This is a genomic window from Nostoc sp. 'Peltigera membranacea cyanobiont' 210A, assembly GCF_002246015.1.
In the GTDB taxonomy this organism is placed as follows: domain Bacteria; phylum Cyanobacteriota; class Cyanobacteriia; order Cyanobacteriales; family Nostocaceae; genus Nostoc.
The window spans coordinates 16,092-30,425 of record NZ_NOLJ01000014.1 but is presented as its reverse complement, the minus strand read 5'-3'; the positions used below and the strand labels follow the sequence as shown (position 1 = coordinate 30,425).

Genomic DNA, 14,334 nt, shown 5'->3' with positions numbered 1-14,334 from the left:
TTCGTTATTCTGAAGGGGGTGACAAAGAAGCTGAAGCAGAGAAAATACAGCATTGTGACCGTTTTCAGGTAAAAAAAGATCGGTCAGAGTAAGAACTTTAGTCGTTACTTTCTAAGCACTAAAATTCTTACTACAAACCTCAAAACTAGCTTATACCAATTAAATTAAGGATTGCAACACATCCTTGGGTAAAGACGCGATTCATCGCGTCTCTACAGAGGGTCTATTTGTCGCATTCTTTTTTCAAGTTGGTATTAACAAAGTGCTAGGTGATTACAGTTGGCTGTTCCCGTCCTGTCAGTTCGCGAATCTGGACTATCTCCTGAGCAATAGTGATTAAAGAAGCAAGTGCTTGCTGTGGATCGAGGTCATGTTTGGCGGGATCTGGCTCGTAGCTTTCTAGATAAACTCTTAGGGTTGCACCTTGAGTCCCCGTACCAGAAAGTCGCACGACAATGCGGGAGCCATCAGTAAAGCCAATGCGAACACCTTGTTGCTCGCTAATGCTACCATCAACAGGGTCGGTATAACTAAAGTCATCACTGTATTCAACTTGATAGTTACCGAATTGCTTGCCTTTAAGATTTGGCAATAAGGAACGCAGTCTTTCTATTAAAGTGTTGGCTGGGCCTGTCTCTATCTCTTCATAGTCATGGCGAGAGTAATAATTGCGTCCATAGGTTTGCCAGTGTTCCCGGACAATCTGCTCAACAGATTGTTGCCGGACTGCTAGGATATTCAGCCAAAACAGGACAGCCCATAGCCCATCTTTTTCACGGATATGGTTAGAGCCGGTACCAAAACTTTCTTCACCGCACAGAGTTGCTTTCCCCGCGTCTAAGAGATTGCCGAAAAACTTCCAGCCTGTGGGTGTTTCATAAGATTCAATCCCAATCTGAGCAGCAACTCGATCTACTGCTTGGCTAGTAGGCATCGATCGCGCTACCCCGGCTAAACCTGCACTATAACCAGGGACTAGCTTGGCGTTTGCGGCTAACACTGCGAGGCTATCGCTAGGGGTGACAAAGAACTTACGCCCTAAGATCATATTGCGATCGCCATCTCCATCAAAAGCTGCCCCAAAGTCGGGTGCATTCTCTCCGTACAAAATATCCACCAAATCATGGGCATAAACCAGATTTGGGTCAGGGTGGCCGCCGCCAAAGTCTTCTAGGGGTGTACCATTTTGCACAGTTCCCACTGGTGCGCCTAAACGTTGCTCAAAAATAGCATGGGCATAAGGGCCAGCCACCGCATGTAAGGCATCGATGCTGAACCGAAAATTTCCTTTTGTCAACAGTTGGTGAATCCGTTCAAAATCAAACAGGGACTCCATTAACTCTTGATAATCATGTACGGAGTCAATCACCTCAACTACCGTCTCTCCTAAATGTGACTCACCCAAAGTTTCTAAATCTACATCTGATGCTTCCAGAATTTGGTAGCTATCAATCACTTTACTGCGATCGTACATAGCCTCTGTCACCTTTTCCGGCGCTGGGCCACCGTTGTTAATGTTATATTTCACGCCAAAGTCACCATTTGGCCCGCCCGGATTATGGCTAGCAGACAAGATGACGCCACCAATAGCCTCGTACTTGCGAATAATCGCGGAAGTTGCAGGAGTAGACAAAATCCCCCGTTGGCCAACTTTAATCCGCCCAATTCCATTGGCCGCAGCCATTTTCAAAATGATTTGAATGGCTTGGCGATTGTAATAACGACCATCACCACCCAGGACTATGGTTTGTCCCTGCAAGTCCCCTACAGAATCGAAGATGGATTGGACAAAATTTTCCAGGTAGTGGGGCTGCTGAAAAACCTTAACTGCTTTCCGCAGCCCAGAAGTACCAGGCTTTTGGTCGCTGAAGGGAGTAGTAGAGACTTTATGGATGTTCATAGATTTAACAAGGCATTTTTCTTTTACAGCTTTACATAAGTTCGTTACAAAAAAAAAATTGCTAAGTATTATCTATCTATTGGCTACTAACTCCCTTGTTCTCCAATTTTCGATAGCGCCGCACCATACAGCCCCTTTTACCATACTCAGTGATGAGTGATGAGTGCTGAGTGCTGAGGGCTGAGTAATGAGTGCTGAGGGCTGAGTGATGAGTGCTGAGTGCTGAGTGCTGAGTGCTGAATTCTGCTCGATAAATTAGCTTTTGAAAATTTCTATTTTAAAGGCGATCGCTTATCGTTATTTTGACTTTTAATTACTCTACCAGGACTGATAAAAGAAATTCCTTGTTGAAAGTCAGTACCAATCATGACTGCCTCCACTATCGGTTCGGATATTTCTGTTTGGGCTACCCACTCGACAATGAAGTTTGCGCCTAAACCTCCACTGGTGTCATTTCTATTGATAAAAAAATCTGTCGAAGCCAGCGCATCAAGTTGAATAGGGCGCTCTAAATACTGCTTAATTAGTTTCCCTTCTGAGTTGTAGTAGCGCACAGAAGTAATAATAATCGGATTGGTCAAATCTGTATTCCGAATACTAAGCGTAGCTGCTAACTCAAAAACCTCTTGGCGATTGTGATGATAGATATGAGAGTAGACTGGAACATAAAGAGTTTGACCGCTGGCTATCTTAAAATTCTGATCCAGCGTCACTGTTTTTTGTAATGGGGTTGCTGGAATGGCATTGGGTTGTGACTTGGGTGTTGATTCACAAGATGCAAGAATAATAACAGCGATCGCTAAATAAATATATCTATACAGCTTCATCAAAACTCACCAATTTTTTATATGTGTAGCCAACCCTACCTAATAAACAGTTTAGGTAGGAACTGCGCTCAACATCTTTGTTCAATAAAATCAATGACTTGATGTAAGCATCTTGGTTTAGTCACAATCAGCACAGTTGAATGAGGTTCCAGTATTGTACTGCCGTTAGGAATCATCAAATCTTCGTGGGGATGAGATTGATAGCCAATAATTAGCGAACCAGTGGGGAATTGGGGATCTTGAGCAATTTCGGCAACGCTACGACCGGCAACATAGCAATTGTTGGGAATGGAAAGTTTCAGAACCTCAATCTGTCCCTGCTCAAAATGCATCATTGATTCCACTTGTGGATACTCAATGGCATTCACCATTGTTGAAACTGATAGTTCCACAGTACTGATAATATGGTTGGCTCCAGCTATCCGCAATGGTTCGGCAAAATCGGGGTGGCGCATCCGACTCAAAATATGGGTGACGCCGTAGTGTTTAGCAAGAGTTACCATTGCTAAGTTTAAGGCATCACTTCTCAGAACTGCTGCCAAGGAACCGGCTTTGCGAATCCCCGCTTCTAACAATACTTCTGTACTCACAGCACTGCCTTCAAAAGCCATTGCTCCTACTTGTTCGCGGGCGTAGCGGCAAGCGATAGGGTCAATGTCAATTACGGCAACAGTATGTCCTAGTTCTACCAGTTTTTGCGCTAAACTTAGCCCCACTAAGCCTGCTCCACCGATGAGTACGTACATGATTCCTGATATTCTTTGAATTTTTACTTCAGTTTACAGGTTAACAAATAGTCATTGGTCATTTGTCATTTGTCATTTGTCATTTGTCATTTGTCATTTGTCATTTGTCATTGGTCATTAGTTATTGGGCATTGGGCATTAATTCTACTTCTACAGCGATTGAAGGTTTTTTCAATTGTAATTTTTGAATTGGTATTTTTCGAGTAACTCTTTAACTTGAGCAGACACTAAAGGATGTGGATCTTTTTGTAGCTGGGGGAGGATTTGCAGGAGAACGCGATGTGAAACCATATTCAAGTATGCGATCGCAGCTTCTCTGACAAAGCCGGTGGGATGACGCAAACTCACTAATATCTCAGAACTGGTTAGTCGGATGCGTGTCACCTGAGCATAATGAAAACAGCAAGCTAGGCACCAATCAGAAAGTAAGTTACCCAACATCAGCAATCTGTGGAGGCGATCGCTAACTATCATGTTCTCATATTCTACGATCTTGGCTTCGACAAGATATTGTAATTTTTCTGCCTGTGGCCGGTTATCTAAAATATTCAGCAATAAAGACTTTGAAGACAAAGTTACGGTATGCTCTAAGATTTCTAACCCCCGCGCTAAGTTTACCACTGAGAGCGATCGCAGATTGAAGGATGCTGCCTGCATCTTTTCTGGCGAATAAAGCAGTTTCAGTAATAGTAGCAGCCGCTCTTTGACATCCAATTCCAATTCGATAAGGGCGCGTTGCAGTAATTCAGAGACAATCACAATCCTCTCATTGGATTGATAATTTTCTTTTTGGTCTAGTGTTTGGAAGTCAATGTATGCGGCGTAAATTTCACCTAAAAACTTTAATTCCTGCTTAATTAAATTTTCTACCCGACTTTCATAAAATCGATCTACTAAACCCTTAATTCCTGGTTGTTTGTGGATTTTTAATAAGCTGCGGAGAATATTATCCCTAGTAGTACCCCAGGATATTTCCAAGTTTTCCCATAAACTCTCCAATGCTTGCTGGGTTCCGACTTGAGCAATGGTACGCCAAGCATACATCCGCACTACTTCTGGTTTGTAAATATTGGTTGCCAACCGCAACAGCATTTCTAAAGCTTCATTTTCTAGTCGCACTAGGGCTGACATGGCTGTGCTGCGGGTTGATTTGTAATAAAGTGCTGCAATCAGTGCCGAATAGTACTCTTCTAAATGGGTGGCTGAAATCATTTCTAATACGGCACAGCGCACCCGTAATGACTCATCTTGTAATAAATTCGGGATATGAATCCGCAATGCCTGCAAATAAACTGCTTCTCTCAACGCTCTAACTCCATTCACCCGTTCCCGTTCTTGCTTATGAGTTAGCATCCGGCGCATGGTTTGCGTAGCTACTACCTTTTGCATGGGCGTTCCCTGGCGTAAGACTAAAGCGGCGGCGGTGGCGCGGATGAGTGAGTTTTGTCGGGGGTGTAAATATTCTTCTAGGAGGCTTAAATTGGGATTTGGTTCCGCCAGCCAAACGTAGCGCAACGCTAAAGCAAAAACTTCGGGGTTAGTTTCTTGGGATTCTTCTAACAAAGGACGGATGGCGGCTAGATAAACCGGATTGACACCTCCCATCAGCATCACTTCCAAACTTTGGCGCTGCAAATCTGGGGTTAACTTCACTAGTAGCGGTGCTAAAACTTCCGCCGCGCCTTGGGAGTCAATTTGGGCTAAAAGTTCAATACAAGAGCGTTTATCAGCCTCACTGCCTTTTTCTGCTAAAGCTTTGACTACACCCTGTTTGAAAAATCGTAAGCCGACATTGCTTGCACTCAAGTGACCCCGCGCCACACTCAAGACTAACAGTTCCACATAGCGCGATCGCAATTCCCAAACTACTGTTAAACAAGTGCCAGTTATCAGCATGGTTTCTGCTACCAACACCCATTTTTGTAGTGGTTCGGGTACAAATCGCCCACAAAACAAGATAGTTGCAAAAATTAGCGCTCCTGTCAAACCTGTAGCGATCGCTTCGGCAGTTCCACCAGATAAAGTCTGCATCCGGCTGCGAATTGCCTCTGGAATCGGTTGATACAAGATGGGGCCGCTACTCATCACAAAGGTGTAGCGCAGAAGTTCATCAAAGAATTTGACAATTATCAAACCCCAGAAAAAGCTTTGCGATTGCATGGCTGGAATTAAATGCAGTAATACCAGCACTCCTGGGAGTGAAAAGCCGACGGTAATTGGTAAAAGCGTCGCAGTGAAAAATACCCCCATGCGTTCGATGAGTCGGCTGGAAAAAAACCACTGCAACAACAACTCACACAGTCCCAACATTCCACCAAAAAGACCCAAAAAGCTCGCAAGTTCTCGGTCGCTCAAATTGGATTGGAGTTCGCGCAGATACTGAAAATCTATTAACAACCCAATGACTTGCAACAGTCCCACAAAAGCAAACAACTGCCAGACGTACCGCTTTAGGGGACTTTTAATGAAACGCTCTCGTGAAGCTTGTTGTTCGGGAACTAGTCTTTGTGGGGTTTCAGGAAAAGCTGCTCGATAGTGATGAGTTAAATAGAATAGAATCCCCGATCCTAATAAAATCACGATACAGGCGATGAGGATGATCTTATTCAACGTGGTGTATTGCACTAGCCAAGGTAAGCTAAAGCCACTGATCACATCTGCTACCAAAAGACCACTACTCACCAGTGGGTAAGTCCGTTTAATCTCCCGAATATTAAATATTTGGTTGGCGACAATGGAAGTGTTGAGGTCATTGACCACATAAAGTGCATCTACCCACAGCCGCAGCAGAAATGCCGAAATCACTGCCAGGTAGGAAAAATGATATCCCCAACGTAATATAACTAATAAAACTAATGGCATCAACATGCAAGGTGCGATCGCCACAATTACCCGACGTAAGGGAAAAATCTTTTGCAGCCAAGAGTATAAAAAAACCAGTCCGGCACTCATTACCGCACTAGCAATATACATCCACGGCAGTAAATGAGTCCCATATTCATCCAAAAACAGCGCCACCGTACTGTCTTCTGCCCACCGCAATCCTACACATACAGTTGTGTAAAAAAGAAACATTATCTGGGTTCGTTCGCTCTCCTCTGGTCGGAGATTCACCCACTGTAGTAGTCGTGGTAAAGCAACTTTATGTGCAGCCAACCAGTGATTTTTCAGTTCCATGCAGTTTTATTTTCTGGTAGTATCACCGCGTAATGGGGAGGCAGGGGAGCAGGGGGCAGGGGGAAAGAAATATACCTTCCTTGGTTGCTCTCCTTGTCCCCTTGTCCTCCTAACTCCCTTGTCTCTCCATTCCCTGGAAATAGCAAAAGTCCTGAGCAACTGAGTATTATGTTTCCCACTCAGCGTTCAGGACTATCGATTTTAGATAAATTTAAACGCTTTTGTAGGAGTGCATAGCTAACTGTGCGCTCAAAGCGTATATTGCATTCAAATAAAAGATGAAAAAATCCCCTGGCTAGAAGTCAGGGGATTTTCAAACTTGGTCTATTAAACAGTTAGAGAATTATTTTTTAGGCGAAATGAGCATCATCATGTTTCGTCCTTCTTTTTTAGGCGCTTGTTGAAGCTCACCAAAAGGCTCCAAATCCGTTGCCATTCGCTTGAGCAAATCTTCTGCTAGGTCGCTGTGTTGAATTTCTCGACCCCGGAACATCACAGTCGCTTTGACTTTATCGCCATCTTTCAAAAAGCGTTCTGCTTGCTTAACACGCACATTGTAGTCGTGTTCTTCTATTTTGTAGCGCATCTTAACTTCTTTGACATCAGCCGTGTGCTGTTTTTTCCGGGCTTCTCGCGCCTTTTTTTCCTGCTCAAACTTGTATTTCCCGTAGTCCATAACCCGACAAACCGGCGGGTCAGCTTTATCGCTGATTAGCACCAAATCTAGCTCTTTTTCTTCTGCTAGTTGTAGTGCTTCCTGTGGGGGCATAATTCCCAGTTGGGCACCGTCAGTGTCAATGACCCGAATTTTCGGGAAGCGAATTCGTTCGTTAATTTGGGGCAGATCGCGAGTTCTTTTCTTCTCAATCACAGCCATTATGATTAGTGGGAGCTCTTAAATGAAGGATTTGGTGTAGTCTAAATTGGTATGCCTCAGAGGCAAAATACAGAAGTAACTCAGGACTGAAAACATAGTCTCCAGTTCTAGGGTAACTAATCCATAAAATAGTTGCCTCGTTCTATTTGTCATTTTACTCAGTCTGAGAGAATTTCTCTGCAATAGTTAATCTAAATTAGACAACTTAGACTCATATTAAATATTATTACAATTATTTAGCAAGACTTTTTGCGATCGCGTAACCGGCCACCGTAGGCGATCGCATTGAGCAACATTATCAGGACTAGCCCTTGAGCGTTTTCTGAAAGAGAGTCCAGTATTGGTGATGGTTCATGGGCTTTTAGAGAAAGCATTATGTCCCCAAACCCAAATCTTTGATGAAAACCTACAGCTGATAAGAAGCCGTCAAAGCCACTGCCAAAGCATCCGCAGCATCATCTGGCTTAGGAATTTCATCTAAATCCAATTCCCGCGCCACCGCTTCTTGCACTTCTGACTTATCAGCATTGCCATAGCCTGTTAAAGCTTGTTTAATTTGAGCCGGAGTAAACTCTACATAAGGAAGACGACGCTGCCCCAACACTAAAATGACTATACCCCGCGCCTGTGCAACCAGGATAGTACTTGACATACGATAGAAGAATAGTTTCTCGATCGCCACTAAATCTGGTTGAAATTCCTCCATCACAGTGTGTAAATCATCAAACAAGGTACATAGGCGCTGTCCCATTTCTACATCTGCTGACGTTTTAATTACTCCAAAATCCAGCATATTTACTGTAGTCTCTTGCACCTTTTTGAGATTTTGTGTCCAGCTAATTACCCCAAATCCTAAAATTGCCAGTCCTGGATCTAATCCTAAAATTCGTTTTTCCATTAAATTCACTTTTACCAAGCCAGGGTTATTGTTTAACTAGAAATACTGGCAATGTTCACGACTTGCTCTTAGTCTAATAGGATTGATAAATATAATAGTTTCACGCCTGGTCTTTTAAACCAAGCGGTGTAAATTTTCTGTTAATTATTGTTTGTAGCACTGCTCCAATTCAGGTATGTCAAATGGTTTTCTCAGACAAGCCCTCAACGCCCTGCAAAAGCAGTCGCGCTCTCGTACTTCCTATCGGGTTAACCAGTGGTTCAAATGGTTATCCCCTGGACTATCGGTAAAACGTTGGTTGTTGATTAGTGTTGGGGGTGTACTGCTGGCGAGTTTGGGGTTAGCCATTTGGATTAAGCTAACCCCAATTTTTTGGATGATTGAGTTGGTTAGAGGTTTCTTGGGAGTGATCGCCAACCTTTTACCGAACTATATCAGTGGCCCTTTGGTGCTGCTTGGCGGCTTGCTGTTAGTGCTTTGGGGGCAAACTCGCACCGTAGGCTCAATTACTAAGGTACTAAGAGCAGAAGGCGGGGAGGAACTCATTGATGTCTTGATGGCTCATCGTCGATTGTACCGAGGCCCAAAAATAGTGGTAATTGGTGGTGGTACGGGACTTTCTACGTTGTTGAGGGGACTGAAAACCTACAGCGCTAATATTACTGCAATTGTCACTGTCGCTGATGATGGTGGATCTTCTGGGCGTTTGCGTCAAGAGTTTGGAGTGCTACCACCAGGAGATATTCGCAATTGTTTGGCTGCACTAGCAGATGAAGAAAAGTTATTAACAGAATTGTTTCAATACCGTTTTCGGGCTGGAGATGGGTTAACTGGTCACAGTTTTGGCAATTTGTTTTTAACGGCAATGAGTGATATTACTGGAGATTTAGAACAAGCAGTTGCAGCCAGTTCTAAAGTTCTAGCGGTGCGAGGACAAGTACTACCAGCAACTCTCAGTGATGTTCGCCTCTGGGCAGAATTAACCGATGGTCGTCGTATTGAGGGGGAGTCTAGTATTCCCAAAGCTGGCGGTAAAATTGTCAAAATTGGCTGCATTCCGGCTAATCCTCCGGCGGTGCCAGCAGCTATTAAGGCAATTAAAGAAGCTGATTACATCATTATTGGCCCAGGTAGCCTTTATACAAGCCTAATTCCTAATTTATTAGTACCAGAAATTGCCGATGCGATCGCTCAATCAGATGCCCCCCGTATTTATATCTGCAATATCATGACTCAACCAGGAGAAACTGAAGGCTACACTGTTGCCGATCACATCAGAGCAATTGATGCTGCTTGTGGAGAAAGACGACTATTCGATGCTGTATTAATACACAAAAAATCCCCTTCGGAGCAATCACTTATCCGCTACGCCCAACAAAACTCGCATCCCGTTTTCCTCGATAGAGAAGCCGTAACTCAACTAGGGCGACGGATTGTTCCAGCTAATGTTTTGTATGAAGATGAAACAGGTTTTGTACGTCACAATCCGCAAAAACTAGCACAAGTGTTATTGCGGTGGTACGGTAGAAGTCAGTCCCTTCGGGGAATTCAAAATTCAAAATGACGCTCGCGGACTCGCTAACGCTGCGCTAACAAAATTCAAAATTAAGGAAGATAAAAATTTGTCATTTGTCATTTGTTTAGACTAATCAGTAATACCCAATACCTCAATCATGAAAATTTTTCTTGCAGATACAGAAGCGACGCTGCGCTTAGGTATTACTCTTGGCGAATCCCTGACACCTGGCAGCGTAATTTTACTAGAAGGTGATTTAGGCGCTGGTAAAACTACTTTAGTTCAAGGCATTGGTAAAGGTTTAGGAATTGCTGAACCCATTGTCAGTCCTACTTTCACGCTGATTAATGAGTACACGGAAGGGCGCTTTCCCCTTTACCATCTGGATTTATATCGCTTGGAACCGCAAGAAGTCGCAACCCTAAATTTAGAAAGTTACTGGGAAGGTGTTGAAGTGATACCAGGAATTGTGGCAGTTGAATGGGCGGAACGATTGCCCTACAAACCAGATAGTTATCTGAGCGTGAGTTTAACTTATGGACATGAAGGCACTCGTCAAGTTGAACTCACACCATTCAATTGTGCCATTAGCAAAGTCATTGCCATGATTTAAGCTTATCTCTCGCCTAAAGTACGAGGGATTTCACTTTTTTGATCGCAACACTCAAAAATTCCTGCAAATAATCGAGAGAGAACTTTACACTCGTCCTATCTGCCACTACCACGTTCGCCACCATCAGTTCCTAACATTGTTATCTCAACCAAAACAAAAATATTTAATCAGTTTTTCTTCAATAGAAAACTGGTAGTCAGCTTTGCTGACACCTGCTCCTATAAATTTAGGAAAGTTCGCAACACACTAGCTTTCTTTAAAAGGGAGACTATTTTTTCCTTCACTCCCTTAAATCCAGGCGGGGTTATCTTATCCGAATAGTATTGAACCTAAAGTGATTCTTAACTAAACGGGATATACAAATCAAGCAAGTGTAAATAAACTGTTGTTGGGGTCAATGAGAGTTTTGAGAGAACTAGTTAGCTTCGATTGAACCCGATTAGTTCCCTACGATGGTTCAAAAAAGTAATCTAGATTATTTAGCAGCGAATGCTAGTAAAAAAAGTTAAGCAATCATCATTTTATGTATAATTTTAACTTTTCTTACACTTAGTATTCCCAAGTTAAGTTCACAATCTATACAAAAAAATAAACTATTTTATAAATTTACAAAATTAATTTTAATAATTTTAACTAGCAATAAATTCTTATATTCACATCTGTAATTAGCACCGATCTCAAGAAAAGATTAACTAAAATATCTCGTATTTATACATATTTTATCTAGAAAGACAAGATGTATTAAATAAGTTGGCACGAAAAAACCAAACCATGTAAAAATACAGGGTTTTATCTGTGGAGTGACCTCTTTGTGACACCTATTACTTCAGAGTTAAGCAAAAATGCTTAATCTACGATTAAACGCCGTAGATTAAGCATCTTTGCAATGGGTAGAGTAGACCTCTTGCATAAATCAAAAAGAAGAAAGAACCCTACCCCGCCAAAGCTACGCTTTGTCTCCCCTCCCGAAGAGCGGGGAGGGGTTGGGGGTGGGGTGTTAGGGACTTTTGCAAGAGGTCTAGTCTTTTGTCGAACAAGCGCAGACTCTTAGCTAGTCGAAGTTTGTTTCGTTACAAATCTTCATCAAAATTCCATTCCGATATATCGCGATATATTCCGATATATCGTATATTAGAGAAAGTTGATTTGAGATTCACTTATGTTTAGACATTTTCGGTCACGTTTTGGCGCACCTGCATGGGCAGGAGTTAGCGAAGAGGATTCATTGCTTGTCAGGTCTTGGTTTGGACATGGCAACCATCATGACAAGCATCATGGTAGACATCATGACAAACGCTTTGATAATGAAATGTTTGGTCGTGGTTGGGGAGATGAGCACCGGACTCGTCGGGGTGACATCAAGTTCATTCTGCTGGAATTGTTATCCGAGCATCCTAGTCATGGTTATGACCTGATTAAAGAGATGGAAACTCGCTATGGTGGTTTCCGTCGCCTCAGTCCTGGCTCAGTGTATCCAACACTCCAATTGTTGGAAGAAGGTGGTTATCTCAAGAGCGCACAGGAAGGGGGCAAGCGGATTTATACGATTACGGATGAGGGTAAACAATTATTGGCAGAACGTGCCCAACAAGAACCTTCAGACACTCCTTGGGATACCTTCAAGAGTTTTGTTACAGGTAAGCCCCAAGAGTTTATTGAGTTGCGGAATGCCGCCACAGAGTTAGCTGCTGCGGTGGTGCAGGTTGCTCGTAGTGGCAATATGGAGCGGATAAATCGGGTGCGGGAGCTTTTAGAGCAAGTTAAACGGGAAATTTACGCGATTCTGGCTGAAAAATAAGTAGAGGCTCGTAGTAAGACTTTAGTCCTTATTTTCTAAGCACCAAATTGCTTACTACAAACCCTCTCGTACTTTGCTTACGATGTCGATCGCATTAGCGTTCGCTGTCCAACATTTGCATTTGATGTTCATCATAACGAGTGCCTGCGATCGCAGATGCGGGAATTGCTGCTGCAATGCGGGTTAAGTCTTCCGGGGATAGATTCACATCCAGAGCCGCCAACGATTCGGAAAGTTGGGTGCGCTTACGTGCGCCGATGACTGGCACAATATTTCTGCCTTTTGCAAGTACCCAAGCAATAGCCAACTGTGAAGGAAGAACTCCTTTCTCGGCAGCAATTTGCTTTAGTTCTTCGATCGGGCGTTGATTCTGAGCAAGGTTTTCTTTACTGAAGCGTGGTAAGTAGGCACGGAAGTCTCCTTGTGTAGCTGGAGTGGAGCCACTCAGTAGCCCTCGTGACAGCACACCATAAGCAGTCACGCCAATACCAAGTTCTTCCAGTACAGGAAAAATCTCGCTCTCAGGACTACGGCTAATCAGGGAGTACTCGATTTGTAGGTCACTGATGGGGTGGATGGCATGGGCGCGGCGGATAGTGTCCGCTCCCACTTCCGATAGTCCGATATGTCGGATGTAGCCAGCTGTGACTAGCTCGGCGATCGCTCCGATGGTGTCTTCAATGGGAACTTGCGGGTCTAATCGAGCTGGGCGGTAGATGTCAATGTGGTCTACTCCCAATCGGGTAAGACTATAAGCGACAAAGTTTTTCACCGCAGCGGGACGCGAATCTATACCAATCCATCCGCCATCGGGAGTACGTAAAGCGCCGAATTTCACAGAAACTAGTGCTTTGTCTCGACGATCCTTGATTGCCCGACCAATTAGCATCTCATTGTGTCCGCTGCCATAGAAATCGCCAGTATCCAATAATGTCATCCCGCGATCGAGAGCTGCTTGGATAGTTGCAATGCTTTCGTTTTCGTCTGCTGCGCCGTACATACCGGACATACCCATACATCCGAGAGCTAGGGGGAAAACAGTTAGACCTTTAGAACCAAGTTGGCGATGTTGAATTTTATTTTGGGTATTCATATAGGGCTTCTCAGTTGTTTTATATCATGTCCGCTTGCTTACTTATTAAACCTCAAGAACCCCACCCCGCCAAAGCTACGCTTTGTCTCCCCTCCCCGCAGGCGGCTATGCATTAGTCACATGTTTCTTAACATTGCTGTAAGTAAGTCAGGAAAAGGATTATGGAACAATGCAACATGTAGATAGTTGACAAAAGGAGGAGAATGTGAATAAGGTTAATTTGATCGGCGATCGCTAAATACATATTTGACAATTCTGGTAGAGTAGTTTCCAGGTTGCAGCGATATCGTGTAATCGCTGTAATCCCCGCCAAATAGTCTTAACACCAGGTTCTCCATCACCCTTTCGACCTAAAAAGCCACCTAATATTGCAATCATTCGTACTGCTTCGCGTAAAGAAGGCGGCTTTTTGGGTGGGATTGGATTTTTGTTGATAGTGGCACACAAAGACTGCCATTCATCGATTTCTAGAACAGAACCACATGGCATATCAGGGTTAAATCTGGCTTCATAAGTTAGCCATAACAAACGCCACGCCACAATTGAATATGTTGCCAGTGCCATATCGATTCGCCTTGCGGTTTCAAGCTGTAATTTTTCAATTCCACAACCACTTTTTAATGTGTAGTGGTAACGTTCTATCAACCAACGATATGTGTACCAGCGAACGCAACGGGCAGCCTCTTCAAAACTGTTAGCTTTAAGGGTAGTAAGCAACAACCAGCTAATCGGTTTGATTCCATCTGGCGGGTTTTCTTCAAGTGCCAGAATTACCTGCAATTTTACAGGCTTCAACTGTAAACGTCGGATATGGTGTAAGGGTACTTGTATCTCAAAAGTGGCTTGAAAGAGTGTTAGTTTTGCTGTCCTTGCATCACGCTCTGGGTTT

12 protein-coding genes are annotated in these 14,334 nt (G+C 43.5%); 3 read left to right on the top strand and 9 right to left on the bottom strand.

What is annotated here, in order from left to right; translation table 11 throughout:
* Nucleotides 1-265: 265 nt before the first annotated feature.
* The 7 genes from CDG76_RS32475 to ruvC form a co-directional block, all read right to left on the bottom strand.
* On the bottom strand, nt 266-1,900 hold the full coding sequence (locus CDG76_RS32475) for an alpha-D-glucose phosphate-specific phosphoglucomutase (protein WP_094352967.1): 1,635 nt from the start codon (nt 1,898-1,900) through the stop codon (nt 266-268).
* Between the two features lie 272 nt (nt 1,901-2,172).
* Complete coding sequence (locus tag CDG76_RS32470) at nt 2,173-2,727, bottom strand: DUF3124 domain-containing protein (protein WP_094352966.1); 555 nt, start codon at nt 2,725-2,727, stop codon at nt 2,173-2,175.
* Nucleotides 2,728-2,795: 68 nt separating this feature from the next.
* On the bottom strand, nt 2,796-3,473 hold the full coding sequence (locus CDG76_RS32465; RefSeq protein WP_094352965.1) for a potassium channel family protein: 678 nt from the start codon (nt 3,471-3,473) through the stop codon (nt 2,796-2,798).
* A 171-nt stretch (nt 3,474-3,644) separates the two neighbouring features.
* Nucleotides 3,645-6,650, bottom strand: a complete 3,006-nt coding sequence (locus tag CDG76_RS32460; RefSeq protein ID WP_094352964.1) for an MFS transporter — start codon at nt 6,648-6,650, stop codon at nt 3,645-3,647.
* A gap of 343 nt (nt 6,651-6,993) precedes the next feature.
* Nucleotides 6,994-7,527, bottom strand: coding sequence for a translation initiation factor IF-3 (gene infC, locus CDG76_RS32455; protein WP_094352963.1), 534 nt, complete (start codon nt 7,525-7,527; stop codon nt 6,994-6,996).
* Between the two features lie 236 nt (nt 7,528-7,763).
* Nucleotides 7,764-7,901 carry a hypothetical protein gene (locus CDG76_RS37905; RefSeq protein ID WP_190241049.1) on the bottom strand — a complete coding sequence of 46 codons (138 nt, stop codon included), beginning with the start codon at nt 7,899-7,901 and terminating at the stop codon, nt 7,764-7,766.
* A gap of 32 nt (nt 7,902-7,933) precedes the next feature.
* Nucleotides 7,934-8,425 carry a crossover junction endodeoxyribonuclease RuvC gene (gene ruvC / locus CDG76_RS32450; protein WP_094352962.1) on the bottom strand — a complete coding sequence of 164 codons (492 nt, stop codon included), beginning with the start codon at nt 8,423-8,425 and terminating at the stop codon, nt 7,934-7,936.
* Nucleotides 8,426-8,600: 175 nt separating this feature from the next.
* Between ruvC and CDG76_RS32445 the strand changes: the two genes are divergently transcribed.
* From CDG76_RS32445 to CDG76_RS32435, 3 genes are all read left to right on the top strand, one after another.
* Nucleotides 8,601-9,989 (top strand): gluconeogenesis factor YvcK family protein, encoded by a 1,389-nt coding sequence (locus CDG76_RS32445; protein ID WP_094352961.1) that lies wholly within the window; start codon nt 8,601-8,603, stop codon nt 9,987-9,989.
* Between the two features lie 109 nt (nt 9,990-10,098).
* Nucleotides 10,099-10,554 carry a tRNA (adenosine(37)-N6)-threonylcarbamoyltransferase complex ATPase subunit type 1 TsaE gene (gene tsaE / locus CDG76_RS32440; RefSeq protein WP_094352960.1) on the top strand — a complete coding sequence of 152 codons (456 nt, stop codon included), beginning with the start codon at nt 10,099-10,101 and terminating at the stop codon, nt 10,552-10,554.
* 1,159 nt (nt 10,555-11,713) lie between these two features.
* Nucleotides 11,714-12,352, top strand: coding sequence for a PadR family transcriptional regulator (locus CDG76_RS32435; protein ID WP_094352959.1), 639 nt, complete (start codon nt 11,714-11,716; stop codon nt 12,350-12,352).
* A gap of 94 nt (nt 12,353-12,446) precedes the next feature.
* Here CDG76_RS32435 and CDG76_RS32430 read toward each other — a convergent pair whose 3' ends face one another.
* Nucleotides 12,447-13,445: an aldo/keto reductase gene (locus CDG76_RS32430; protein ID WP_094352958.1), complete on the bottom strand. Its 999-nt coding sequence runs from the start codon at nt 13,443-13,445 to the stop codon at nt 12,447-12,449.
* 234 nt (nt 13,446-13,679) lie between these two features.
* Nucleotides 13,680-14,334, bottom strand: a 655-nt coding sequence (locus CDG76_RS38805) for an IS4 family transposase (protein ID WP_223265483.1), incomplete at its 5' end; no start/stop codon positions are given.

Excerpts from the sequence above, each read along its gene's own strand:
- CDG76_RS32475 (WP_094352967.1), bottom strand. The coding sequence starts at position 1,900 with ATGAACATCCATAAAGTCTCTACTACTCCCTTCAGCGACCAAAAGCCT.
- CDG76_RS32435 (WP_094352959.1), top strand. The coding sequence starts at position 11,714 with ATGTTTAGACATTTTCGGTCACGTTTTGGCGCACCTGCATGGGCAGGA.
- CDG76_RS32445 (WP_094352961.1), top strand. The coding sequence starts at position 8,601 with ATGTCAAATGGTTTTCTCAGACAAGCCCTCAACGCCCTGCAAAAGCAG.
- infC (WP_094352963.1), bottom strand. The coding sequence starts at position 7,527 with ATGGCTGTGATTGAGAAGAAAAGAACTCGCGATCTGCCCCAAATTAAC.
- ruvC (WP_094352962.1), bottom strand. The coding sequence starts at position 8,425 with ATGGAAAAACGAATTTTAGGATTAGATCCAGGACTGGCAATTTTAGGA.
- CDG76_RS32430 (WP_094352958.1), bottom strand. The coding sequence starts at position 13,445 with ATGAATACCCAAAATAAAATTCAACATCGCCAACTTGGTTCTAAAGGT.
- tsaE (WP_094352960.1), top strand. The coding sequence starts at position 10,099 with ATGAAAATTTTTCTTGCAGATACAGAAGCGACGCTGCGCTTAGGTATT.
- CDG76_RS32470 (WP_094352966.1), bottom strand. The coding sequence starts at position 2,727 with ATGAAGCTGTATAGATATATTTATTTAGCGATCGCTGTTATTATTCTT.
- CDG76_RS32465 (WP_094352965.1), bottom strand. The coding sequence starts at position 3,473 with ATGTACGTACTCATCGGTGGAGCAGGCTTAGTGGGGCTAAGTTTAGCG.
- CDG76_RS32460 (WP_094352964.1), bottom strand. The coding sequence starts at position 6,650 with ATGGAACTGAAAAATCACTGGTTGGCTGCACATAAAGTTGCTTTACCA.
- CDG76_RS37905 (WP_190241049.1), bottom strand. The coding sequence starts at position 7,901 with ATGCTTTCTCTAAAAGCCCATGAACCATCACCAATACTGGACTCTCTT.